Source organism: Actinomyces capricornis (assembly GCF_019974135.1).
GTDB classification, from domain to species: domain Bacteria; phylum Actinomycetota; class Actinomycetes; order Actinomycetales; family Actinomycetaceae; genus Actinomyces; species Actinomyces capricornis.
Genome location: NZ_AP025017.1, coordinates 2,735,957 through 2,759,722, shown reverse-complemented (window position 1 = coordinate 2,759,722; position 23,766 = coordinate 2,735,957). Strand labels below are relative to the sequence as shown.

The window sequence follows — 23,766 nt, the reverse complement described above, 5'->3', positions numbered from 1 at the left end:
TCGTGCACAGTGGCCACCATGATGCTCCGACGCACCCGCAGGCCATCCCCTCACCCGACCAGGCCCTGGTCAAGACCCTCTTCCACGCCCTGGCTGCTCATCGGCCTGTACGCGGTCGCGGTCGCCATCTACGCCGTCATGCTCACGGTGACCATCCCCCACCTCCATGGCCTGGCGGGCGGCCGGCACATCCCGGACCTCATGCCCGCGGGGCTGGGGCACGCCCAGGCGGTCGACCTCCTGTCCGCCCTGGGCGAGGAGGGGCGCCGCTTCTACCTCACAGTGCAGCTCCCCCTGGACATGGTCTACCCGCTGGCCTCCGCTCTGGCGATCAGCCTGAGCCTGCGCGCACTCGCCGGGCACCTGCCCGGGGCGGCCGGGCGCCCGGCCCTGAGGAGGACAGTGACGTGGATCCCCCTCATCGGCGCCCTGTGCGACTGGGGCGAGAACACCTGCACCGCCCTCATGATCCGCTCCTTCCCACAGGTCCCCACGGCCCTGCCCCAGATCGGCGGCATGTTCTCCCTGGGCAAGAGCGTCTTCGTCTCCCTCGGGGTCCTGCTCCTGCTGCTCGCATGCGTCCTCGCCCTCCTGGCGCGCCTGTCCGGCCGGGGCCGTCGCGGCAGGCCCGGGACCACGCCCGCCGCATAGAACCGGCCCGCCCCCTCCCTCCCCCGGCGGCGGATCGGCGCAGGCTCCCCCACCCATCCGCAGCCCGCCGCGCCTCGCCGTGCTCCACAGCGCGACCTGCGCACGGTCGATCGCACCGCCCTGTGGACAGGGGCGCGGCACAGCGCCCTCGCAGTGCCGCCCACCGGTAGCGTCGCCCCCATGAATGACACGCCCGCCTCCCCAGACCTGAGCTCGGCAGGCCTGGACTCCGCCAAGGCCTCGATCCCCGCGGTGGGGGCCCGCCCCGGCAGTGCGCCGCGCCCCACCGGCCCGGGGCCCCGGGGAGGGCGCGGCCCGGGGCGGCGGGCCGCCCTGTCGCCCTCACGGGCCAAGGACTTCATGCAGTGCCCGCTCATGTTCCGCCTGCGCACCGTGGACCGCCTGCCCGAGCCCGGCTCCCTGGCCACCCACAAGGGGACCGTCGTGCACGCCGTTCTGGAGCGCCTCTACGACCTGCCCGCACCCCGGCGCAGCCGCGAGGCCGCCCTGGAGCTGCTGCCCGGGCAGTGGGAGGCCCACCGGGATAAGAGCCCGGAGGTCATGGAGCTCTTCGAGGGCGGCCCGGCCCAGGTGGAGTCCTGGCTGGAGGAGGCCCGCACCCTCATCGGCACCTACTTCTCCCTGGAGAACCCCACGCGCCTGGAGCCGGCCGAGCGCGAGCTCTTCGTCCAGACCGAGACCTCCGACGGACTGCTCCTGCGCGGCTTCGTCGACCGCCTGGACGTGGCCCCCGACGGGGCCATGCGCGTGGTGGACTACAAGACCGGCCGCAGCCCGCACCCGCGCTACATGCAGGACGCCCTGTTCCAGATGCGCTTCTACGCCCTGGTGCTCTGGCGCCTGCGGGGCCGTGCCCCCGCGCGCCTCCAGCTCATCTACCTCAAGGACGGGCGCACCCTCACCCACGACCCGCGCACCCCCGAGCTGGAGTCCGCCGAGGCCAGGATCTCGCGCATCTGGGATGAGATCGAGGACTGCGCGCGCGCCGGGGACTTCCGCCCCCGCCGCTCCCGCCTGTGCGACTGGTGCGCCTTCCAGGCCCAGTGCCCGCTCTTCGGCGGCCAGGCTCCCCCGCTGCCCGACGACGGCGTCGCCCAGCTCCTCACCGCCCGCCGGCAGGTGGCCTGATGCCTGTGGCCTGAGACCTCCTGCACAGTCCCCACCCCACCAGAGGAATATCGTTATACGATAATGGCATGGTGTCTGAGGAGCAGATCGCGCAGTGGGTCGCCGAGGCGGAGGCCGGCTACGACGTCGAGGAGATGAAGAGGCGCGGGCGGGGTCGCCCGGGCCGCGGAGCGCAGCCCATGCAGGTCATTGCGGTCCGATTGACCACCGAGGAGATCGCCGCCCTGGACGCTGCTGCCGACCGTGAGCAGATCTCGCGCTCCGAGGTGATCCGCCGAGCGCTCACCGACTTCGCCGCATGAGAGTTCATCACACTGCCCTCAAGCATGGGATCGCTGCACAGGACGTGACCCATGCCGCCTACTAGGCGCAGTGGATCGAGCCACTGGAAGACAAGGGCTGGCCTCACCGAGAACTGCGGCTCGGGTTCGACCGCCATGCGCGCCTCCTTGAGACCGTGGTCCTCGTCTTCGAGGGAGGAGAAGAACTGATCATCCACGCCATGCCCGCTCGCAAGCAGTTCTGGGGCCTGCTCCCCTAGGGTGCTGCGGAGCTTCTCACCGCCCGGCGGCCTGAGCGCCGGCGGGGACCGGGGCCAGCAGGTCACGTTCGGGAAACGGCTGCCGACCCACTACGGTTAGCCCCATGGAGCACAGGAGACTCGGCCGCACCGGACTGCGCGTGTCCTCGGTGGGCCTGGGCACCATGACCTGGGGCCGGGACACAGACGAGCTGGAGGCCAAGGAGCAGCTCGACATCCTCCTGGACGCCGGGGGCACCCTGGTGGACACGGCCGCCTCCTACAGCGAGGGCGCCAGTGAGGAGGTCATCGGCACCCTGCTGCGCGAGCACGTCCACCGCCATGACATCGTGCTGGTCTCCAAGGCCGGGGTGCGCACCTGGCGCACCGGCGAGCGGCCCAGCGTGGCCGACGCCTCGCGCGGCACCCTCCTGGACACCCTGGACATGAGCCTGCAGCGCCTGGGCACCGACCACCTGGACCTGTGGCTGGTGCAGGTCCCCGACACCACCACCCCCCTGGAGGAGATGGCCCACGCCCTGAGCCTGGCCGTCTCCTCCGGGCGCGCCCGCTACGTGGGCCTGTCCAACCACCCGGCCTGGGTGACGGTGCATGTGGCCGACCTGCTCAAGGCCACCGCCCAGGGCCCGGGCCTGGCCGCGGTCGAGGTCGAGCACTCCCTGCTCTCGCGCGGGGTGGAGCGCGAGCTGCTGCCCGCGGCCTCGGCCCTGGGCTTCGGCGTCATCGGCTACGCGCCGCTGGGCCGGGGCGTGCTCACCGGCAAGTACCGCTCCTCGACTCCCCCCGACTCCCGGGCGGCCTCACCCCACCTGCGCTCCTATGTGGCCCCCTACCTGGCGCAGGCCCACCAGGGGGTCACCGAGGCGGTGGCGACGGCGGCCGCAGGCCTGGACCGCAAGCCGGTGGAGATCGCCCTGTCCTGGGCGCGCGACGCCCCGGGGATCTCCTCGACGATTGTGGGGGCCCGCACCCCCGCGCAGCTCCAGGGGGCGCTGGCCGCCGAGGACCTGCGCCTGCCCGTCCAGATCCGCCACGCCCTGGACGAGGTCACCGCCCCGCCCATGGGCTACCCCGAGCGCTTCTAGCGCGCCCGGGGACGGCGAGGCGGCGGCGGGGAAGGCGGCCTCAGCGCGCCTCAGCGGCGCTCGGGCTCCTCGTCGTCGTAGTCCTCATCGTCGTCATCGTCGTCGTAGTCGTCCTCGTCGCCTTCATCGTCGTAGTCATCGTCATCGTCGTCATCCACGACGTCGTCGTCCACGTCGTCGTAGTCGTCGTCATCCTCGCCGTCCCCGTCGAAGGTCTCGAAGGGCAGCTCGATGCCGTAGGCGGTGAACAGGGTGTCGTCGTAGGTGAAGAAGGCGTCCTGGAGGGCGTTCTCGGCAGCGACCACGGCCGGCGAGAACTCGTCACCGGTGACGGCGGCATCCAGGTGCGCCTCGAAAGCGGCGATGAGTCGGTTGAGCGCGGACCGCGGGTCATTCGTCATGGAGGACACACTACCGGCAACCCCCGCCGTGGTGAACAGAGTGGAGGCGATGGTGCCCGAGCCGATGCCGGCCCCCTCACCGGGTGAGGGGGCCGGGAGCAGCGGGGCGGGTCACTCGGCCACGCCCAGCTCCTCGCGCACGAAGCCGAGGAAGAGGTCCTCCCCCTTGATCCGGCTGGTCTCCTCCGGTCCGATGACGACGCGCACCCCATCGCGCATGATCTGGGCGGCCCCGCCTCCGGGCCCCAGGGGCAGGACCACCATCTCCGGCCCGGGCCGGTAGGTGGCGGTGGGCTGCTTGCCGGCGATGAGGTCGGCGATATTGCGGGCCACGACCTGGGCGTGGGCGCGGGCGGCGTCGGCGCGCTTGGACTCGCGCACGTCGGTGATGTCCCCGATGGCCCACACGCCGGGGTGGTCCACGACCCGCAGCTGGTCGTCGACCCGGATGGTGCCGTTGTAGTGGCGGATCTCCTCGTAGTCCGTGCCCAGGTAGCCGGTGGCGGCGGCCGATCCGTAGGCGCGGAACCACATGTCGGCCTCGATGCGCCGCCCGCTCTTGGTGTCCACGCGGAAGGGGGCCAGCACGCCCACATCCACCGGGGGCAGGTAGGCGAGCTTGTCGCCGGTGATGATCTCCACGCCGCGCTCCTGGAGCTGGGAGACGATGGCCTGGCGCATCTCCTCCTTGTAGTCGCCCTCGGGGATGATCCGATCGGCGGTCTCCAGGAGGGTGACCGCGATGTCGGGGAAGGCGGAGGTGATCTCCCCGGCCAGCTCGATGCCCACGGCACCGGCCCCCACGATGAGCACGCGCCCGGACTGGGCCAGGTTGGCGCGCATGCGCTCGATGCGGGCCTTGGCGATGACCGCCGAGGACTCCAGGTGCTTGGCCGGGAAGGGGTAGTTGGTGCCGGTGGCCAGGACCAGGTAGTCGGCCTCGATGGGGCCGTGCCCCGAGACCTCCACGGTGGTGCCGTGCACGGCCAGGGCGGTGCCGTGCACCACGCGGCCGTTGGTCAGGAGCTTGTCGTAGGGGATGAAGATCTTGTCGGCCCACTGGCTGTCCACAGCGGCGCGCAGGGCGGCGGCGTGGTTGACGAAGGTGTCCTTCTGCTCGATGAGGGTGACCTGTGCGACGTCGTCGAGCGCCTTGGCGACCGTGATGCCGCCGTAGCCGCCGCCGACAATGGTGACGCGGGCCATGTGCTTTCCTTCCGTTGAGGGGTGTGGTGGTGGCGTGCTCACAGCAGACCGCGGCGCTCCAGGAGCGGCTGGATCTGCGGGTCGTGCCCGGTCAGGGCCCGGTAGGAGGTCAGGGCGTCGCGGGAGTCGCCGCGTGAGAGGAACTCCCGGCGCAGGGCCTGCCCGGCGGTGCGGTTGAGGCCCTGGTCGCCGTCGATGGCCCCCTGGCCATCGGTGCGCAGCCACGCGGTGGCGTCGGCGTCCATGACCTCGCTCCAGATGTAGGCGTAGTAGGCGGCCGCGTAGCCGCCGGCGAAGCAGTGGGAGAAGTAGGTGGACCGGTAGCGCGGCGGCACCAGGGCGTCGTCGATGCCGGCGGCGGCCAGGGCCCGGTGCTCGAAGGCCTCGACCTCCTGCGGGTCGGTGGGCACCTCCTGGGCGGCCAGGGTGTGCCAGGCCTGGTCCAGCAGGGCGGCGCCCAGGTACTCGGTGGTGGCGTAGCCCTGGCCGAAGGCGCCCTGGCGGCGCAGCTGCTCGCTCAGGGCGGGGGGCATGGGCTCACCGGTGTCCACGTGCCGGGCATAGGAGGCCAGGATCCGGGGGTGCAGGGCCCAGCTCTCGTTGACCTGGCTGGGGAACTCCACGACGTCGTTGGGCACGTTGGTCCCGGAGGCCGAGGGGTAGCGGGTGTCGGCCAGCAGGCCGTGGAGGGCGTGGCCGAACTCGTGGAAGCAGGTGATGACCTCATCCCAGGTCAGCAGGGCCGGCCCGGTCTCGGGCTGCTCGATATTGGCGCAGTTGATGACCACGGGCCGCCGGTCCAGCAGGTGGGACTGCTCCACCAGGCTGGACATCCAGGCCCCGCCGGCCTTGCCGGGCCGGGCGTAGTAGTCGCCGACGAACAGGCCCAGCAGGGGGGCGCCGCGGTCCTGGCCGTCACGCACCTCCCACACGCGCACGGTGGGGTCGTACATGTGGGCCGCCAGGTCGGGGCGCTCGTGGAAGGTCAGGCCGTACAGACCTGTGGCCGCGGCGAAGACGCCCTTCTCCACCACGCTCCACAGCTCCAGGTAGGGGGCCAGGACCTCATCGTCGACGCCGAAGCGCTCCTTGCGCTCGGCGGCCTCGTACAGGGGCCAGTCGGCCGGGCCGAAGGCCTCCCCCGGCCGGGTCTGGGGGTCGGCGGCCATGCGCTCGGCCAGGCCCCGGGCGTCCCGGCGGGCGTTGGCCATGGCCGGGCCGCTCAGGCGCGAGAGCATCTCGGAGACGGCGCGGGTGGTCCGGGCGGCGGACTGCGCGGCCACGATGGCCGCGTGGTGGGGGTAGCCCAGCAGCTCGGCCCGCTCGGCGCGCAGGGCCGCCAGCTCCAGGACGATGTCACGCGTGTCGTGCTCCCCGCCCAGGCCGCGGGACATGGACCGCGCCAGGAGCTCGACGCGCTCCGCATGCGGGCGTGTGGTGGCCAGCGCCGGGGCGGCCGTGTAGTTGGCAACCCCCGCGGCGTGCATGGCCTCGGTGGCCAGGGTGGAGAAGCGAGACTCCAGCGCGGTCGTGCGGGCGTTGATCTCGCGCAGCCGCTCGGCCCGCTCCCCCTCCAGGGAGACGCCGTCGCGCTCGAAGGCCTCCACGCTCAAACGGACGAGCCTGGCGGTCTCCTCATCGAGGCTCGCCGCCTGCTCGTCCAGGGCCTTGAAGCGCCGGTAGAGGCGCGCATCGAGGGTGTAGGCGTCCTGGTGGGCGGACAGCTCGGGGGCCAGCCGCTCCTCCAGGGCATCCAGGTCGGGGCAGTAGGTGGCCGAGGTCAGGCAGGACAGCACGGTCAGGGCCCGGCCCAGCAGGTCGCCCGAGCGCTCCAGGGCCTCGACCGTGTTGGCCACGGTGGGTTCGGCGGGGTCGGTGGCCACGGCCTCCCACTCGGCGCGCTGGGCGGCCATGCCCGCCCGGATGGCGGGCTCGATGTCCTCGTGGCGCACCACCGCGAAGTCCGGCAGCCCCAGTTCCAGGGCCCAGGGGCGCGCCAGCGGGTTGGACTCGGGGAGCTCGGTGCTAGGGACTTCGGCGTCGGGGGCGCCGTGGGCGCCGTCGGTCAGGCTCATGGGCTCATCGTGCCACGTCTGGGACCTTGGGCCGGTAGCGGCAGCATGGCCGGTGGCAACGCCACCCTCATCCCCTTCCCGCCCGCAGCGCCCCGGCGACATCGGGCGGGAAGTAGCCCGGCCCCTTGAGGACCTTGCCGTCCTCGCGGTAGATCGGCCGGCCATCGGCCCCCAGCTTGGACATGTTGGAGCGCTGGACCTCGGCCAGCACCGCGGCCAGGTCGATCCCCGTCTCCAGGGCCATGCCGTAGATGACGTAGATGAGGTCGGCCAGGGCGTCGGCGCTCTCCACCACATCGCGGGTGCCCTCATCCCCGGCCACCGCCCGGGTGTAGGCCGCCTCGATCTCGGCGCGAGCGGCGGGGCCGTAGACCGCCCCGGTCAGCTCGGCGAACTCCTCGGCGATGAGGCTCATGCGCATCTCCAGGCTCCGGCGCTCCAGGGAGGGCCCGTCGGTCTGGATGGGCAGGCCGTAGGTGTGGTGGAAGCGGCGCACCAGCGCCTCGGGGTCATCGCCCTCGCGCCGCCCCACCTCGGTGGTGGCCACCAGGGGGGTGCGCGCCCCGCGGGCCTGGGCCGGGCCCTGCGCCGTCGGCCCGTCCCAGGGGGCCTGGGGCCGGCGGGGGTCGGTGGGCAGCAGGGTGGCGATCCAGCCGTCGTGCAGGACGCCGTCGTTGCGCAGCAGGCGGCGCACCTGCCCCTCCTTGCGGAACCCCACGGACCAGGCGAGCCTCCAGGAGGCCCAGTTGGGCACGCCGTCATGGATGTCGCAGCGCCATCGCAGCGCGGACAGCGGGCCCCTGCCCGCCTGGGCCACGGGCCCCTCGGGGTCGAAGGCGGCCTCGATGACGGCGCGCACCGCCCGGGCCATGAGGCCCCGCCCCCGGTACGGCGCGCCCAGCCAGTAGCCGATCTCCGCAGTGCCGTCCCCGGCCAGGGACAGCCCCACGACGCCGACCAGGGCGGGCACGCCGTCGGGCTCGCCGTCGGAGCCGGCCGGAAGCTGCTGCGCGACGGGCCGCAGCGCCCAGGTCAGCTCCTTGCCCTGGGCCCAGCCGCGCGGGACGATCTCCTCGGCGAAGACACGGGCATCATCCCGGGTGTAGCCGCGGGGCACCGAGGTCCACTCCTGGATCTCCGGGTCCTGGCACAGCTGGAAGATCCGCTCGATATCGGCGGTGGTGGGCGCTGAGAGCACGAGCCCGGGCGCTTCCCGCCCACCGGGGGCCTCAATGGTGAATGACTCCATGCCCGGCAATGGTAGTGCCGAGGACGAGCCGCCCGGTCCTGGCCCGCCTCACCGGGCCCGGTCCGGGCCGGTCTCAGCAAGCTCCCATGAGCCTGCACCAGGATCGAGCCGCTGGGCGGACGCCAGGTGCGCCGCAGGCAGAGCACGTCGACTATACGATCAGGTGAGGCCCCATGTCGCCACTGCCCCCTCCGTCCCCGTCCACTCCCGCGCCGTCGGGCTCGGTCCCGCGCTGGCTGCTGCCCCGCGTGCGGGTGCGCCAGCAGGGGCAGGTGATCCGCGTCGAGCAGGTGGTGCCCGCGCGCGTGGCCGAGATCCACACCGATACCCATGGCTCGGGCACGACGCACGGCGGGCGCACGACCCGGCGCTACGAGTCCGGGCTCGGCTCGCCGAGCGGCATCCCGCTGGTGCGCGAGCGCCTGACCATCCCCGCCGGGCCGGTGGGCGCCGAGCAGGTGGAGCAGGCGATCGGGGCGGCGCTGGCCGGCTTCCAGCCCGCCGCCTACCGGGGCGCGCCCGCCCGGCCCAGCCTCGCGCCCCTGCCCCACCTCATCGGCGCGGTGGCCTTCCTCGCCTTCGCCTGCGCGGCCGTCGTCATGGCGATGCGCATGCGGATGGACCTGGTGGGCTCCGCCGGCCCTGGCCAGCTGATCTGGATCCTCCTGGCCTTCCCCGCCGTCTTCGTCCTGGTGGGGGTCTCGATGGCGGCGGTGTGCGCGCGCCGGGCCTGGGTGCTGCGGATCCCCACATCGATCGCCGAGGATCAGTGGGGCCTGCTGCGCCAGGTGCTCACGGGCGTGGCCGGCCAGGAGCCAGGCTCCTCCCGCCCCCTGGATGTGGAGCTGGGCAGGCGCCGCGACCTACTGACGCATCCGCCCAGCCAGTACCCGCAGGGCGGGAGGATCGTCCGGGCCACGACTGCCGATGGCCGCATGGGACCGCCCTGGCCCGACGCCCAGGACGTCCACCGCCTGGTCAGGGCCGGACGACGACGTGCCCTGGCGACGGGGCTCTTCCTCGTGGTGCTCCTGGTGCCGGCGGCCCTGATCGCCGCGGGCATCTCCGCCGGCACCGGGTTCCCCCTGCTGCCCCTGGCCTGTGTCGTGGCGAGCCTGCCCCTGGCCATCATGCTCGTGCTCCTCAAGGGGGCGGACCCCGTGGTGGTGACCTATCCGCGCCGGCTGCCCGGGGAGCCCCGCCCTCTGAGGGTGGGGCTGGAGGACGTCGACGTCCCCAGCCTGCCCGGCTGGTGCGCCGCCCGGCGCCGCGAGGACGCCTGGGACGCCGCCGCCATGATCTGCGCCATCCTCTTCGGCGCCAGTGTCGCGGGCACCCTCGTCGGCAGCATCCTCACTCATCAGGCGATGCCCCCGTACCCCCCGGACCCCGCCTCGGGAGGCGGCTCCGCCATCTGGCTCATCATCGCGGTGGTGGCCCTCGTCGTGGTGACATTCTCCGTGCGCGCGGTGCTCCGGGTCCGCAGCGACGACGTCGAGCGCCGGCGACGGGCCGGACTGGCCTGAGCGGCGGGGCGGGCTCCGCCGGCGGGGCCGGCCTCAGCCCCGGCGGCGCAGGACCGGCCAGCAGGTGGCCAGCACCAGTCCCCCGATGAGCCCGTAGGCCAGGGCCACCCACAGTCCGTGGGAGTCGGAGAGCCACCCGACGACCGGGGGCATGATGAGGCCGGCGGCGCGCGCCAGCCAGGAGACGATGGTCAGGCCCTGCCCGGGGGCCAGGCCGGGGATGTCGTCACCGGCGGAGTAGGTCACCGGCACCGCCACGGCGCATCCCACCCCGGAGATGGCCATGCCGATGAGGGTGCCGGGCACGGAGGACATCACCAGGGCCAGGCCCATGCCCGCCACCACCAGCACACCTCCCCAGGCGATGACGGCGCGGGCGCCCAGGGCGTCGACCACCCGGTCCCCCACGAGCCGCCCCACGATCATCGTGCCCTGGATCGCGACGATGCCGAGCCCCACCTGGCCGGCGGCGGCCCCCTGGCCGGCCAGGAGCAGGGAGGACCAGTTGTGGCCCACATCCTCGGGGAACATGGCCGCGGCGCACAGGAGCGAGACGACGACGAGCACGCCGACGGTCAGCACGCTCACCCGGCGGGGCGCTCGGGTCCCGCCCTCGGCGGGGGCGTGCGCAGTGGTCTGCACGGGGGCCTGCGAGGTGCGCTCGGCGGGATCCTCCGCGGATTCCTCGGCGAGGAGCTCGGCAGGAGCCTGGGGCCGGTCAGCGTCGTCGTCGCCGGGCAGGAACCAGCCCAGGACCAGGGGGCCCGCACTGAGGAGGGCCAGCACCACGGCGGTCATGAGCATGTGGTGCCCCGGGGGGATGCCGGCCCCGGCGGCGGCCTGGCCCATGGCGGCGCCCAGGACGGCGCCCAGGGACCAGGCGGCATGGAAGCTGGTGACGATCGAGGAGCCCCAGTGGCGCTGGATGCGCAGGCCGTGCGCGTTCTGGCCCACATCCACCACGGCATCGGTGCCGCCCATGAGCAGCAGGCACAGGGCGAGCCACAGCCAGGACTGGGCGTAGGCGGCCCCGGCCAGGGCCGCGGCGACGACCACCATCCCCAGGCTGGCCACGCGGGCGGAGGTGAAGCGGGAGATGAGTCGGGGGGCGGCGAGTCCGGCCATGAGGGCGCCCACGCTGGTGGCGGCCACGGCCTGCCCGAAGGAGGCCTTGCTCAGATCCAGGTGGGCCACGATCTCGGGGTAGCGCGGCACCAGGTTGGCCACGCCCAGGCCGTTGGCCAGGAAGACCAGGTAGACGGCGATACGGGCGCGGATGAGCTGCGCGGGGGTGTGGGCACCAGAGGCGCCGGGGAGGGAGGGCAGGAGCATGTCAGTCGTTCATCAGTGGTTCTCAGTGGCGGATCCGGCGGCTGCCCGGCGGCCGATCCTGCTGGTGGCTCGGCCGCGGCTGCGGGCCGTGAGGGCGTCGGGGCGCGCAGGTGCGCGCGGAGGTCGCAAGGGGCCATCGTAGCGGTGGGGACCGCTCCCCAGCCCCCTGGAAGCCGATGCGGGGATATGAGGATGACGAAACCCGCCTCCTGTGCCTACTCTGGGCACGTGCACCCTCGCGGTGCCTCGAAGCTCAGTCCTCCCGACTCGAGCGCCTCCTGAACTCTCAACCCCTGGAGCCTCTATGTCCTACGGAAACACTCCCGACCCCTACGGCGCTCAGCCGCAGCAGGGCTACCCCCAGCAGCCCGGTGGGTTCCCCGGCCAGCCGGGGGGCATGCCCGGCGGCTACGGTGCCGGTGGCTACCAGTTCGGCGCCCCGGCTCTGAGCCCCGAGGTCGCCCCCCTGCCCGGCGCCAGCATCGGGGATGCCATCAAGCGCTTCTTCCAGCGCTACGCCCAGTTCCGCGGCTACGCCTCACAATCGGAGTATTGGTGGGTCCAGCTGTTCCTGGTGATCCTCCAAGTGATCGGCTACATCATGGTCATCGCTCCACTGATGGCCGCCGCCGTGGCCACTTCGGAGGACCCCACTGTTGCAGAATCCTCCGCAGCCGCTCTCGGCGCGGGAACGGTGGTCCTCGCGCTGATCTTCTTCGTTGTCTTCCTTGCACTCATCATCCCGAGCCTGTCCCTGTCCGTCCGTCGCCTGCACGACGCCGGGTACTCAGGATGGATGGTGCTGCTCATGTTCGTCCCCTACGCCGGTGCTATCGCTCCTATCGTGTTCGGACTTCTGCCCTCGAAGCCGGAGAACTACCGGCCCGAGTGGAGCTGATCAGATCCACGGGACCCACTCATCCTGAGCCATCGGGGCGGGCAGCACGCGATCATTGCACGCTGCCCGCCCCGATCCCTCTTCTCGCTCATTCTCACCACCCTTCCCGCCTCCCACCGGAACGGAGCCTCCTCATGCCCGACGGCCACTCCTCGCAGGCCGACTACCCCGGGGCCTCGCCCTATCCCGACTACCGGCCGAGCCCCGCCCCGGGGCACTCGCAGCCCTCTGTGTCAGCCGACCATGCCGGGCTCCCCGCCGGATACGGCCAGGCCGCCTACACCGGGCAGTACCCCTCCCCCACCTACCCTGGCGGCCTCACTTACCCAGGCAACTACCCCGCCTACCCGGGCGGCTACCCGGCCATGGGGACCGTCCCCTACCCGTATCCGTACCCGGGCGGCTACCACCGCTTCGGCATGCTCCCGCTCCCACCAGAGGCCTCTCCACTACCAGGTGCCAGCCCGGTGGAGGCGGTCAAGCGCTTCTTCCGCCGCTACGCCCAGTTCCGCGGCTACGCCTCGCGCTCGGAGTACTGGTGGACCCAGCTGTTCCTAGTGATCCTCGTAATCGGTGGCTATGTTGCGCTCTTCGTTCCTTTCATCCTCTCCTCAGGGAATCCCGCTGCGGCCGAGTCCGACGCCTCTAGCAGTGACGCGAGGCTCTTGATCTCCATGCTGATCTTCCTCGTGGTCAACCTTGCGCTGACCATCCCTTACCTCGCGCTGTGCGCCCGCCGCCTGCACGACGCCGGGCAGTCAGGGTGGCTGACACTGCTGCTCTTCATCCCCTACATCGGTCCTTTCATCATCCCCATCGTGTTCGGACTGATGCCCTCACGCCCGGACCTCTACCGGCCCGAGTGGAGTTGAGCAGCGAGGCGCGGGCCCACCTGGGATGAGGGTCAATAGCCGGAGGGCCGGGCAGTTCCAAGAACTGCCCGGCCCTCCGGCCTCGTCAGCGGTGTCCGAGGGGGGACTTGAACCCCCACGCCCGTTTAATAAGGCACTAGCACCTCAAGCTAGCGCGTCTACCTATTCCGCCACTCGGACTCTTCTGCGCCCGACGCAGGGGGATCCCCACGGGGCGACGCAGAGAAACTTAGCACGTCCGTGGCGGGGCCCACCAAGCCGCCCGCCGGTGCTTCCGCTCACACTTGGGCCCCGCCGGGGCTATCACATCGGCTCGACCTCGATGCGCGCCTGCATCGACCAGCTCTGCCCCGGAGCGATGAGCGGCGCGTGCTGGCGCACCGCCGCGCTCTCGACGCACACCATGGTGGGGAACTCGTCGTCGGCCATATCCGCCAGCCCGGCACTGAGGGTGGACCACGGGTTCCACACGATGGTGGAGGGCGCATGGCGCTTGGAGACGATGATGCGCCGCCCGTGCCCGGGATCGGTGACCTCCACGGTGCTGGCGGAGTCGTAGATGCGGTCCACCGGCCCGTTGATGCGCACCGGCCCGTCCTGGACCTGGACGGCAGCCGGGTCCTGGGCCAGGTTGTCGGTGTAGCCGGCGCCCTCCAGGCCCGTGATCCGCGTGACCGTGACGTCGTGGAGGGACAGGTAGGTGTGCAGCGCCGCCTCCACGGTGCGCACCTGGGGGCCGGTGTTACGCACCGACAGGGTCAGCTCCAGGCGGCTGCCCACCTCCACGCTGTAGAGCAGGCTCAGGCCGTCGTGGCTCAGGCTCAGCAGGGCGCGCACCCCCTGGTCGGGCGTGGCCTCCACCGAGCGCAGCGTCCATGTGGCCGTGCGGGCCCAGCCGTGCTTGACCACGGCCCGGCCATCGATGCCGGCCCCGAAGTCCGGCAGGCATAGGGGGATGCCCCCGCGGATGGCGGTGGCGCCGTCGAAGACCGCCTGACGGGAGGTGAACAGGACCTCCCTGCCGCCGCGGGAAGCCCAGGAGGTCACGGTGGCGCCGTGGAGGTGGATCTCCGCGGAGCCGGCGGGGGCGTCGATGAGCAGGCGGGGCTGCCCGCCCCGGCCGGGGGTCAGCGCGGCGCTGGGAGGAAGTCGCAGTGCCGGGTCGCATGATGGTCCACTGATCATGGTCTCACGCTAGTAGGCTGAGGGCCGTTTCGTCAGCGGCATCACGGCCAAGAGAAGAGCACACGTGTCCGAGCATCACGATCCGCCCACCGAGAAGGACGAGAAGGAGCCTGCCACCCGGGATGAGCCCGGGGAGCAGGCCGAAGCGCGCGCGCAGGAGCAGGCGGATGAGGACGCGGGCAGTCGGGCGGGCGGGCCGGCACGCGTCGCCGCCCCATCCTCCGGCCCCCTGACCTGGCCCAGGAGAGCGCACTCGGCCTGGCGCCGCACCCTGGAGCGGGTCGAGGAGCGCCGCCGCGCCACGATGCGCGGCCCCAGTGCCGCGCCCAGCACCATGGCCTCCACCGCAGCGACGCTCAGGACACCCGGGGCCCCCGCGGCGTCGCCGGGACCCGCCGAGGGCGCGGAGCAGGACGGCCCCGGCGTGCCCTCGGTGGTCACCACCCGCTCCACCGCCCTGGACTCCCTGCCCTCATGGCTGGTGCGCGGGGGCCTGGGGGCCTGGCTGGGCCTGGGCATCATCATCATGATCGCCCTGGTGGTCCTGGCCACCTCCATGATCATCCCCGTGTTCGTCGGGGTGTTCATGGCCCTGGTCCTGACCTCCATCCTCCAGCCCCTGGTCAACCTCTTCGCCCGGATCATGCCCCGCTACCCGGCGACCTTCCTGGCGCTGCTGACGACCCTGGCCGCCATCGCCGGCCTGCTGACCTACGTCGTGGCCTCGGTGACCAGCCAGTGGAACTCCCTGGCCACCCAGTTCAGCGATGGGCTGGACACCATCGTGGACTTCGTGGAGCACGGGCCCCTGCCGGTGCACCTGACCCAGCAGGAGTTGGCCACCCAGTTCCAGGCCCTGGTGCGCCAGGGCCAGGACTACGTCCAGTCCAACGCCCCGCACCTGGCCACCGAGATCCTGTCCAATGCCAGTGGCCTGGTGGATGTCTTCGCCGTCCTGGCGCTGGCGATCTTCTCCACGATCTTCTTCCTGGCCTCCGGGGGCAGGATGTGGCGCTGGTTCCTCAACGAGCTGCCCGCCCACATGCGTGAATCCGTCCACCGCGCCGCGGGGGCCGGCTGGTACACCTTCGCCGGCTACGCCCGGGGCACGGTCATCGTGGCCCTGACCGATGGGATCATGGCGGGCATCTTCCTCCAACTGGTGGGCATCCCCCTGGCCGCCCCCCTGGCGGTCCTGGTCTTCATCGGCGCCTTCATCCCGATCGTGGGGGCGCCCGCGGCCATGATCATCGCCATGGTGGTGGCCCTGGCCTCCGACGGCTTCATCACTATGATCGTGGTGTGCGTGGGGGTGGCCGGGATCGGTCAGATCGAGGGCCATATCCTCCAGCCCCTCATCATGGGCCGCCAGGTCTCCCTCCACCCGGTGGTGGTCATCATCGGCGTGGCCGTGGGCACCTACGCGGCCGGGCTGCTGGGCGCGATCATCGCCGTGCCCATCATCGGCGTGGTGTGGTCGGTCTACTCCGAGCTGCATGTCAGGGACGCCCCCGTCGTCGGGGAGCTGCCCGCCTACTCCTCGCAGGGGTCCTGAGCTGCTGGGGCCGCTGAACCGGTGGAGCGACGCCGCAGCGCGGCACTCACTGCCAGTCCCGGCTCCGGGTGGGGGCGGCGCCCTCCAACACCTCCAGGTGCTCGGCGCGCAGGGCGGTGACGCCGGGGCCCGTCTGCGCCGCGTCCCCGACCTCGGGCAGCGGCGGCTCCGACTGCTCCACGACCCCGCGCACGACCAGGGCGCCGGCGCGCCGCCCCACGGTCCGGTACCGCTTCCACATGCCGGCCGAGCACACGACATTGAGCAGCCCCGTCTCATCCTCCAGGTTGAGGAAGATCAGCCCGCTGGCGGTGTGGGGGCGCTGGCGGTGGGTGACCACGCCCGCCACCCGCACCCGCACGCCGTCGTCCTGGGCGCGCACCTGCGCGGTGGTGAGGATGCCCGCCCCGCTCAGGGCCTCGCGCAGCAGTCCAATGGGGCAGCCCTGGGTGGAGACCCCTGTCAGGCGCAGGTCGGCGACCATGCGGGAGCGGTGGTCCATCTCGGGCAGAGGCGGCGCCGTGGTGCCGACGGCGGTCCCCGGCAGGGTCGGCTGGAACCAGTCCCCGGCGCGCGGCCTCCCGCGGCCTCTGCGGCTCCCGTGCTCCTGGGAGAGGGGGCCTGCCGCCCACAGGGCCTCGCGCCGCCCCACCCCCAGGCTGCGCAGCGCTCCCGCGGCCGCCAGGGACTCGAGCTGGGAGCGGCTCAGTGGCAGGCGGCGGGCGAAGTCGGCCAGGTCCCGGTAGGGGCCCTTCTCGCGCTCGGCCACGATGGCCCGGGCGCTGTCCTGGCCGATGCCCCTGATGGGGGCCAGGCCCAGGCGCACCGCCAGGTCGGGGTGGGCGTCGATGGTGGTGGGCGCGGTCGGAGAGGGGAGCACCGGCGCCCACTCCTGCTCGCCGCCCGTCCCGGCGTCGCGCGCCTCCCCCCGGGTGGGGCGCTGCTCGACGACGGCCTGGACCTGGGAGGAGGAGACGTCGGCGGCCAGGACCCTCACGCCGTGGCGGCGGGCGTCGGCCACCAGGCTCTGGGGCGACCAGAAGCCCATGGGCTGGGCGGCCAGCACCCCGGCGTAGAAGTCCTCGGGCTTGCGGGCCTTGAGCCAGGCCGCGGCGTAGACGAGGTAGGCGAAGGAGAAGGCGTGGGACTCGGGGAAGCCGAAGTCGGCGAAGGCCCGCAGCTTGTCGAAGAGCGTCTCGGCGATATCCCGCGGGGCGCCCCGAAGGCTCATCATGCCCTCCACGAAGCGCTCGTGGAGGGCCTCCATGCGCTCGGCCGAGCGCTTGGCCCCCATGGCCTGGCGCAGGGCGTCGGCCTCGGCGGGGCTGAAGCCCGCGGCGTCCACGGCGATCTGCATGAGCTGCTCCTGGAAGAGGGGGACGCCCAGGGTCTTGGCCAGGGCCGGCTTGAGGGACTCGTGCAGATACGTGACCTCCTCCCTCCCCTGGCGGCGACGGATGTAGGGGCTGACGGCGTCGCCCTGGATGGGGCCGGGGCGGATGAGGGCCACCTCGACGACGATGTCGTAGAACTCCTGGGGCCGCAGCCGCGGCAGGGTGGCCATCTGGGCGCGCGACTCCACCTGGAAGACCCCCACCGTGTCCGCGGCGCACAGCAGGCGGTAGACGGCCGGGTCGTCCTCGGGCAGGGTGTGCAGCCCCCAGGGCCGGCCCGCCTGGGCCGAGCGCAGCACACCGGCGGGCGCGTGGTCGGCGTGCTCGCCCGGTGGCTGCTCGGGAACGGCCTCCCCGCGCCGGGCCAGGCCGTCGAAGGCCAGGCGCAGGGCGGTCAGGGCCCCCAGCCCCAGCAGGTCGAACTTGACCAGGCCGGCGGCGGCGCAGTCGTCCTTGTCCCATTGCAGGACCGAGCGCCCCGGCATGGCCGCCCAGCGCACGGGGCAGACCTCGGTGACGGGGCGGTCGCACAGGACCATCCCCCCGGAGTGGATGCTCAGGTGGCGGGGCAGGCGCAGCAGCCTCTCGGCGATATCGATGACCTGGGCGGGCACCTCCTCGTCCCGGCGGCCCGGCTGGCCCCGGTGGCCCGGGTCGGTCGCCGGGGCCGGGCCCGCGGGGGCGCCGTCGTCGGGGCGCAGTGAGGACCAGCGGTCCATCTGCGAGGCCCAGGCGTCCTGGAGGCCGGCGGGGTGGCCCAGGGCGCGGGCGGCGTCGCGCACGGCGGAGCGGGGGCGGTAGGAGATGACGTTGGCGACCTGGGCGGCGCAGTGGCGCCCGTAGCGGGAGTAGACGTGCTGGATGACCTCCTCGCGCCGGCAGGCCTCGATGTCCAGGTCGATGTCCGGGTAGCCGGCGCGCCCCGGGGACAGGAAGCGCTCGAAGAGCATGCGGTGGCGCACCGCGTCCACGGCGGTGATGCCCAGGGCGTAGCAGACGGCGGAGTTGGCGGCCGAGCCCCTGCCCTGGCACAGGATGGCGGCCTGCTCGCAGTACTCGACGATGGCGTGGACGATGAGGAAGTAGCCGGGGAAGCCGAGCTGCTCGATGACGTCGAGCTCATGTCCCAGGACCTCCCAGGCGCGGGGGTCCTGCTCGGGGGTCCCGTAGCGCCGGAGGGCGCCGCGGTGGGTGAGCTCGCGCAGCCAGGTGGCGGGGGTGTGCCCGGGCGGGACCTCGATGGCGGGCAGGTCGGGGGCGATGAGGGACAGGTCGAAGGCGATCTCGGTGCCGATCCGGGCGGCGGTGAGCACGGCGTGCGGGGCTCTCCGGTGGAGGCGGAGCATGTCCGCCGGGCTGCGCAGCCAGCGGCCGATGGCGGGCAGGTGGCCCCGTGCCCCGTCCAGGTCGGTGACCAGGCGGGTGGCGGTCAGGACATCGGCCAGGCGGGCGTCGCGGGGGCGGGCGCAGCGCACGGCTCCGGTGGCGACCAGGGGCAGGCGGTGGGCGGCGGCCAGGCGGCTGAGGGCCTCGGTGAGGGCGGCGTCGGTGGGGCCTGCGGTGAGGGTGAGCTCGACGGCGAGCCCGACGTCGGCGCCCTGCTCTGCCAGGAGTGCGGTGGGCGCCCCGACAGCGGTCGGCCCGCTGCACGGGTGGCTGCCGGACGGTCTGCGGGGGCGGTGGGGGTCGGCGAAGAGGTCGGCGAGGCGCCCTAGGCAGGCGTCGGCTGCGGCGAGGTCCCAGGTCTCTGGGCGGTGGGGGTCGCCCAGGGCGCGGCGCAGGGGCCCGTTGGCGGTGCCGGTGAGGATGAGGCAGGACCCCTCCAGGGCAGTGGCGAGGGCGGCCGGGTCGTGGGCGGGCTCCTGGGCGTGGCCGGCATTGAGGTTGTGCTCGGAGATGGCGGCGGCCAGGCGGCGGTATCCGTGCGGGCTGCGCGCCAGGACGGGCAGGTGGCTTCCGTCGGCCAGGGTCAGTTCGGTGCCGTGCACGGTGGGCAGGCCGTGGGCGCGGCCGGCCTGGGCGTGCTTGACGATGCCGGGCATGCCGTTGTGGTCGGTCAGGCCCAGGGCCTCCAGGCCGAGTTCGACAGCGGCGGCCGCCAGGTCCTCGGGCTCATTGGCGCCGTCGAGGAAGGAGTAGGCGGAGTGGGCGTGGAGCTCGGCGTAGCGGTGGGGGCTGGTCATGAGAGGTTGGGCGTCAGCGGCCGGAGAGGGGATGGTCTCTTCAGAAGGGCGGAACGGCGTCGAGCAGGGGAGCCAGACCGAGGAGGTGGGCGGCGCGCGGGTAGTCGGTGGCCTCGAAGGCGCCGGCGCGCTGTCCGGGGCCCGGCCCGCGGGTCTCCAGGGCAGCGCCTGCTGCTGCGAGGGCGCGCATTGTCGTGAGGCCTGCGGGCGGTCCTCCTTCAGGAGTGCTGCTCCTCGGGCCCGTGCCGTGGCCCACCGCACTGCTGCTCATGATGCGGCCGGCCGGTGTGATGGGGGTCTGGGCGGGGTGGGTGCTGGCGAGTCCGCGCTCGAGGCGCTCCAGGAGTGGGGCGGTGATCTCCTGGCTGAGCGTGGCGGGCACTGCTGCGCCCTGGTGCTGGTGGGAGTGGGGCCCGAGGCGCCGGGGCAGGAGGTGGATGGTGCCGTCGGCCTGCCGGCGGTAGCGGGCGCCGGTGGGGGTGCGCCAGGTCAGGGCGCCCTCGGGTGTGCGGGTCAGCGACCATCCGGGGGTGTGCTTGAGGCGGTGGTGGGCCTCGCAGAGGACGGTGAGGTTGTCCATGGAGGTCACGCCGCCTGCGCTCCATGGCGTGATGTGGTCGAGGTCGCAACGCCGGGCGGGGACCTCGCAGCCGGGGTGGGTGCAGGACTGATCGCGCAGGCGGACGCGCTCGGCCAGGTCCTGGGCGGGGCGGTAGCGCCTGCGCCCCACATCCAGCACCGCACCGGTGAGCGGGTCGGTGACCAGGCGGCGCCAGGTGCCCCCGGCCGCCAGGGCCCGGGCGACGCGGGCGGGGACCGGTGAGCGGCGCGAGCCGATGACGACCTCGGCGACGGGCCCTGCCGTGGGCGCAGCAGCAGTGGCAGCAGTACTGCTCGGGGTACCACTGGCGGCAGTGGGATCAGCAGTGGTGCCGGCGCCGGGATGGGTACCGGGATCCGCATCGGCGCCGGGCAGGAGGTGGTCGAGGGGGACGGTGACGTCCACGCGGACCTGCAATCCCGGTGGGAGGTGGAGGGCCGGCTCCCCCGAGGGCATCCACCATGGGCTCGTGGAGCTCATGAGGCCGCTCAGTGAGACCAGCAGCCCCTCCAGTGGAACGCCGTCGGGCATGGGGTAGCCGTCGCCCCCAGGGACCGGGCGAGCAGCGCCGTCACGTGGTGCGTCCGCAGCCATGCCGAGGTCTTCGGGCGCGCAGGCCGCGTTCTGACTGGTGCGCAGCGTGGCGAGCGTCATGGCGGTCAGCGCGTCGGCGCGCAGCTGGGCGGGGGTCCTGTCATCACCCGTGGCGCGGGCTGAGGCGGCGATGGCGTCGAGGGTGGCGTCCAGCAGGAAGGCATCCATGGTGGGCATGAGGAGACTCATCCTCCACACGCCCTCACCGGCGGGACGCGGGCGGCTCACATGCCTGCCGCGCACATGGCGCTGGCGGCGCTGGCTGGTGCCTTCGGGATCGTGGGCCACCAGGGCACGGTCCAGGTCCCGGGCCAGTTGGGCGTGGGTGCGGCGCGGGGCCCGGGGCAGGACCTCCTCCTGAACGGCCAGCGCCGTGTGGGACGCAGCGCCGTCGAGCCGTCCGACGACGAGGGCGGCCTTGGTCCCGTCCAGCAGTCCGGATCGGTGCAGGGCCTCGGTGGGCCCCAGCTCCGGGGTCATCAGCGCCTCCCCGCGCTCAAGGATCTGGCCCGCGCGCGTGCGGGAGATCCCCAGGCGGCAGGCGATCTCACTGGAGGTGGTGAAGCGGTTCTCCTCCGGGGTCACGAAGCGCGGCGCCGCCCCCTGCGGCCCCCAAGGCGCCGGGCCCGTGCGGAACTCGGGGCTCTGAGCCAGGCAGGCGGCCGCCATCGACTCGGCCCACGTGGCCCACGAGCCCAGGCGGTGACATGCGGCGACCAGCTCACTGAGCCCGTCAGCCCCCAGTGCCAGCAGCCCACTGCCCTGGATCATGTCCGACGGCAGGACCGCAAGGCCAGCCGCCTGCTGCGCGATCCCCGCCTCAGGGCTCACAGCAAGACCCGCGGTCAGGTCCTCGCTCGAGGCCGCACCAATGCCCGAGAGAAGATCCGTGGCAGGATCGACGACGCCGCCGTTGCGGGAGCCCGCAGAACCCACAGAATCCGCAGAATCCTCAGGAGTGTGGGGGTCGGCGGGCTCCGCAGACGTCGCCGCAGGGACGAGCAAGGGCGAGAGGAGCGCCTCGATCACCGCCGCCAGGGCACCACCGGGGGCCATCGCAGCGATCCGCTCGCAGGCCTCCTCCGGCTCACCCCAGTGCGCTGGGAGGGGCGCAGCCCGAAGCGGCAGGGCAGCCTGCGCCTCGGGAGACTGCACCTCAGAGTCCTGGGCCTCGAAGTCCTGGACCTCGAAAACCCGCAGGTCACGAGTCCGCGAGGCAGGAGCCCGCCGAGTAGGCGCCTTCCGGGCAGAGGCCTGTGAAGCGGTGCTCCGCAGCGGCCCGGCGACAGTGGCATCGCGGGACACGCAACGCAGGCGCGCAGTGCGATCCTCCACCACAGGAAGCGCGGTAGAGGGCCGGGTCAGCACGCCACTTTCGAACATGTGTACAGTCTACCCCAGACCCTGCGACATGAAAACCGCTCACCGCACGACTCCGCCCCGCCTCCGCCCGGCCTCGGCGGCCGGCCCCTGAGGAGCCGGCGATCAGGGACAGGCCCCGGCACTCGACGGGCTCAGGCAGCACCCCGGCACGCCTCAGCCGCTCGCCCCAGGCCGCATCCGAAGCCGGCCCGGACCCACGAGCCCCCAGGGGCCTCAGAGCCCGAGGGCGCGGATGAGCAGGATCCCCAGCGCGGCCAGGGCCCAGGAGGCCAGGGAGCCGACCAGGAACTCCTCGGCCTTCCGCCCGCCCTCGTCCTTGCTGATCTCGGGGAAGCGGATCACCCCCTTGGCCGCGACGATGGCCGCCACCGCCTCATGGGCACCGGCGCCCGCCAGCAGCAGGATGAGGATGCGCTCCAGTGGGCCGATCCATCTGCCCCCGCGCATCACACTGACCGCCGGCACGTCCGCGGCTCCGGACGCCGCATCGACTCCGGGCGCCGCGCCGCCCCCGGACCGCCGCCCATCCCTCCCGACGTCGGCACGCCCAGCGTCCGCATACCCAGCACCAGCCCAAGCGCCACCACCATCAGCGCCCCGCACCCCCCGGGCCAGGGCCAGGAGTGCCGAGACGGCCTCATTGGCGGGCCCCACCAGGAGCAGCACCACCCCCACGGCACCGGCCGCGGCGGCCAGGCGCCCCGGAGCCGGCTGGGCCAGGAGCGCACTGACCCCCAGCACGGCGATCGCCGTCGCCCATCGCGCCAGCACGGGCCAGGGCCCCGAGGCCGCAGGGGACACGACCCACAGGCCCCAGGCGACCACTCCCCCCATGAGCGGGAGCCAGGCCCACCACGGGGCCGCGTCGAGACCGAGGCACAGGCCGGCACCCGCCAGAAACGCCAGCACCAGGACGACGGCGCGCACCACGGGTCGCCATCGCGCCGGCGCCATGTCGCTGGCGGGTGCAGCACAGGCGGCGACCCCCAGGGCCAGCACAAGCGCCGCCGTCATCGCCGCCCCCCGCTCCGCGCGCCGCCGGCGCTGCGCGCTCCGCCGGCAGGCGCCGCCCCAGTCGCACCGAGATCCTCCAGGAGCCGGTGGGATTCCAGGATGGCCGCGCCAGCGCCTCGGGCCAGATCGGAGACGGCCTGCTGGCTGACCTTCTCCGCGCGGGCGATCTCGACCTGCCTCTCACCCAGGATGAGCCCGGCCATCATGCGGCGCTGGCGGGGCTGGAGGCGCGCGACGGCGTGGTCGCGCAGGAGCAGGACGGAGTTGACGACCGCCTCCCGCTCGCGCAGCCCCCGGCCTCCTGGCCCCTCACCCTGCGCACTGCCTCCAGGCCGCTCCCGGCCGCCGGGAGCCCGCGGTGAGCAGCACAGCCAGGTGCGCACGAAGCGATCCCCCCGGTCCTGGAGGGCGTGCGCATGCTCGATGGCATCCCGGGCGGCCCACCATGCCGAGCCGTCCTGAATAGGAGCGCCCGCCGCCCCCCGTGCACCGTCGAGCTCGACGGCATCCCCTTGGCCGACGCCGAAGCGCAGGTCGTGGCCCGGAGGCAGGAGGAGGTGGGTGCGCAGCGTCAGGATCAGGGCATCGCCGAGCGTGGCGGCCACCGCCTGAAACTCATCCCCGACACTGGCATAGGGAGGCCGGGGCAGCCCCAGGCCCTGGGCCGCCCGGTCCAGGGCCGCCAGGAAGGTCCGCTGGGCACCGGCCCGGTCAGGCAGGTGTCGAGAGCCGATGATGTCCGCGATGATCGCATAGGAGGCATCCACTCCTCCACAGTAGCGCTTGTATAAGCTGAATGACAAGCAGATCCTCGGAGCGCTACCGCCACGCCTCGCCGCCACTCACCACGACTCCACTTGTCTCACAACCCT

The 23,766-nt window shown here is 73.1% G+C and carries 18 protein-coding genes and 1 tRNA gene; 8 read left to right on the top strand and 11 right to left on the bottom strand.

Annotation, left to right across the window (positions count from 1 at the left end; all coding sequences use genetic code 11):
* Positions 1-18 precede the first annotated feature (18 nt).
* The 4 genes from MANAM107_RS11315 to MANAM107_RS11300 all read left to right on the top strand — a co-directional run bounded on the left by MANAM107_RS11315 (position 19) and on the right by MANAM107_RS11300 (position 3,426).
* Positions 19-651, top strand: a complete 633-nt coding sequence (locus tag MANAM107_RS11315; protein ID WP_223908497.1) for a hypothetical protein — start codon at positions 19-21, stop codon at positions 649-651.
* A 180-nt stretch (positions 652-831) separates the two neighbouring features.
* A complete protein-coding gene (locus tag MANAM107_RS11310) occupies positions 832-1,800 on the top strand; it encodes a RecB family exonuclease (protein WP_223908495.1) in 969 nt (322 codons plus the stop codon).
* Positions 1,801-1,868: 68 nt separating this feature from the next.
* A complete protein-coding gene (locus tag MANAM107_RS11305; RefSeq protein ID WP_223908493.1) occupies positions 1,869-2,102 on the top strand; it encodes a ribbon-helix-helix protein, CopG family in 234 nt (77 codons plus the stop codon).
* A gap of 343 nt (positions 2,103-2,445) precedes the next feature.
* Positions 2,446-3,426 carry an aldo/keto reductase gene (locus tag MANAM107_RS11300; protein ID WP_223908490.1) on the top strand — a complete coding sequence of 327 codons (981 nt, stop codon included), beginning with the start codon at positions 2,446-2,448 and terminating at the stop codon, positions 3,424-3,426.
* Between the two features lie 50 nt (positions 3,427-3,476).
* Here the strand turns inward: MANAM107_RS11300 and MANAM107_RS11295 are convergent, their stop codons facing one another.
* From MANAM107_RS11295 to MANAM107_RS11280, 4 genes are all read right to left on the bottom strand, one after another.
* Positions 3,477-3,827 carry a DNA primase gene (locus MANAM107_RS11295; RefSeq protein WP_223908487.1) on the bottom strand — a complete coding sequence of 117 codons (351 nt, stop codon included), beginning with the start codon at positions 3,825-3,827 and terminating at the stop codon, positions 3,477-3,479.
* 111 nt (positions 3,828-3,938) lie between these two features.
* The gene (locus MANAM107_RS11290; RefSeq protein WP_223908484.1) at positions 3,939-5,033 is read right to left on the bottom strand and encodes an NAD(P)/FAD-dependent oxidoreductase; all 1,095 of its coding nucleotides are present in this window, start codon (positions 5,031-5,033) and stop codon (positions 3,939-3,941) included.
* Positions 5,034-5,071: 38 nt separating this feature from the next.
* Positions 5,072-7,108 carry a M3 family metallopeptidase gene (locus MANAM107_RS11285; protein ID WP_223908476.1) on the bottom strand — a complete coding sequence of 679 codons (2,037 nt, stop codon included), beginning with the start codon at positions 7,106-7,108 and terminating at the stop codon, positions 5,072-5,074.
* A 67-nt stretch (positions 7,109-7,175) separates the two neighbouring features.
* The gene (locus MANAM107_RS11280; RefSeq protein WP_223908473.1) at positions 7,176-8,357 is read right to left on the bottom strand and encodes a bifunctional GNAT family N-acetyltransferase/nucleoside triphosphate pyrophosphohydrolase family protein; all 1,182 of its coding nucleotides are present in this window, start codon (positions 8,355-8,357) and stop codon (positions 7,176-7,178) included.
* Positions 8,358-8,530: 173 nt separating this feature from the next.
* Here MANAM107_RS11280 and MANAM107_RS11275 point away from each other — a divergent pair, with 173 nt between their 5' ends.
* Complete coding sequence (locus tag MANAM107_RS11275; protein WP_223908470.1) at positions 8,531-9,883, top strand: hypothetical protein; 1,353 nt, start codon at positions 8,531-8,533, stop codon at positions 9,881-9,883.
* 33 nt (positions 9,884-9,916) lie between these two features.
* On the opposite strand, the gene MANAM107_RS11270 is transcribed toward MANAM107_RS11275, so the two are convergent.
* Positions 9,917-11,215 carry an MFS transporter gene (locus MANAM107_RS11270; RefSeq protein WP_223908467.1) on the bottom strand — a complete coding sequence of 433 codons (1,299 nt, stop codon included), beginning with the start codon at positions 11,213-11,215 and terminating at the stop codon, positions 9,917-9,919.
* A gap of 304 nt (positions 11,216-11,519) precedes the next feature.
* On the opposite strand from MANAM107_RS11270, the gene MANAM107_RS11265 reads away from it, so the two are divergent.
* Positions 11,520-12,113: a DUF805 domain-containing protein gene (locus tag MANAM107_RS11265; protein ID WP_223908464.1), complete on the top strand. Its 594-nt coding sequence runs from the start codon at positions 11,520-11,522 to the stop codon at positions 12,111-12,113.
* A gap of 134 nt (positions 12,114-12,247) precedes the next feature.
* A complete protein-coding gene (locus tag MANAM107_RS11260) occupies positions 12,248-12,985 on the top strand; it encodes a DUF805 domain-containing protein (RefSeq protein WP_223908460.1) in 738 nt (245 codons plus the stop codon).
* A 92-nt stretch (positions 12,986-13,077) separates the two neighbouring features.
* On the opposite strand, the gene MANAM107_RS11255 is transcribed toward MANAM107_RS11260, so the two are convergent.
* A tRNA-Leu gene (locus tag MANAM107_RS11255) sits at positions 13,078-13,165 on the bottom strand.
* 123 nt (positions 13,166-13,288) lie between these two features.
* Positions 13,289-14,170, bottom strand: coding sequence for a D-hexose-6-phosphate mutarotase (locus MANAM107_RS11250; RefSeq protein ID WP_223908457.1), 882 nt, complete (start codon positions 14,168-14,170; stop codon positions 13,289-13,291).
* 304 nt (positions 14,171-14,474) lie between these two features.
* Here MANAM107_RS11250 and MANAM107_RS11245 point away from each other — a divergent pair, with 304 nt between their 5' ends.
* Positions 14,475-15,725, top strand: coding sequence for an AI-2E family transporter (locus MANAM107_RS11245; RefSeq protein ID WP_373314103.1), 1,251 nt, complete (start codon positions 14,475-14,477; stop codon positions 15,723-15,725).
* Positions 15,726-15,771: 46 nt separating this feature from the next.
* Here the strand turns inward: MANAM107_RS11245 and MANAM107_RS11240 are convergent, their stop codons facing one another.
* The 4 genes from MANAM107_RS11240 to MANAM107_RS11225 form a co-directional block, all read right to left on the bottom strand.
* Positions 15,772-19,302, bottom strand: coding sequence for an error-prone DNA polymerase (locus tag MANAM107_RS11240; protein ID WP_223908452.1), 3,531 nt, complete (start codon positions 19,300-19,302; stop codon positions 15,772-15,774).
* Between the two features lie 40 nt (positions 19,303-19,342).
* On the bottom strand, positions 19,343-21,652 hold the full coding sequence (locus MANAM107_RS11235; RefSeq protein ID WP_223908448.1) for an HNH endonuclease signature motif containing protein: 2,310 nt from the start codon (positions 21,650-21,652) through the stop codon (positions 19,343-19,345).
* Between the two features lie 441 nt (positions 21,653-22,093).
* Positions 22,094-22,894 carry a beta-carotene 15,15'-monooxygenase gene (locus tag MANAM107_RS11230; RefSeq protein WP_223908445.1) on the bottom strand — a complete coding sequence of 267 codons (801 nt, stop codon included), beginning with the start codon at positions 22,892-22,894 and terminating at the stop codon, positions 22,094-22,096.
* Positions 22,891-23,661, bottom strand: coding sequence for a SatD family protein (locus MANAM107_RS11225; RefSeq protein ID WP_223908442.1), 771 nt, complete (start codon positions 23,659-23,661; stop codon positions 22,891-22,893). Before MANAM107_RS11225 ends, MANAM107_RS11230 begins: the two co-directional genes overlap by 4 nt.
* Between the last annotated feature and the right edge of the window lie 105 nt (positions 23,662-23,766).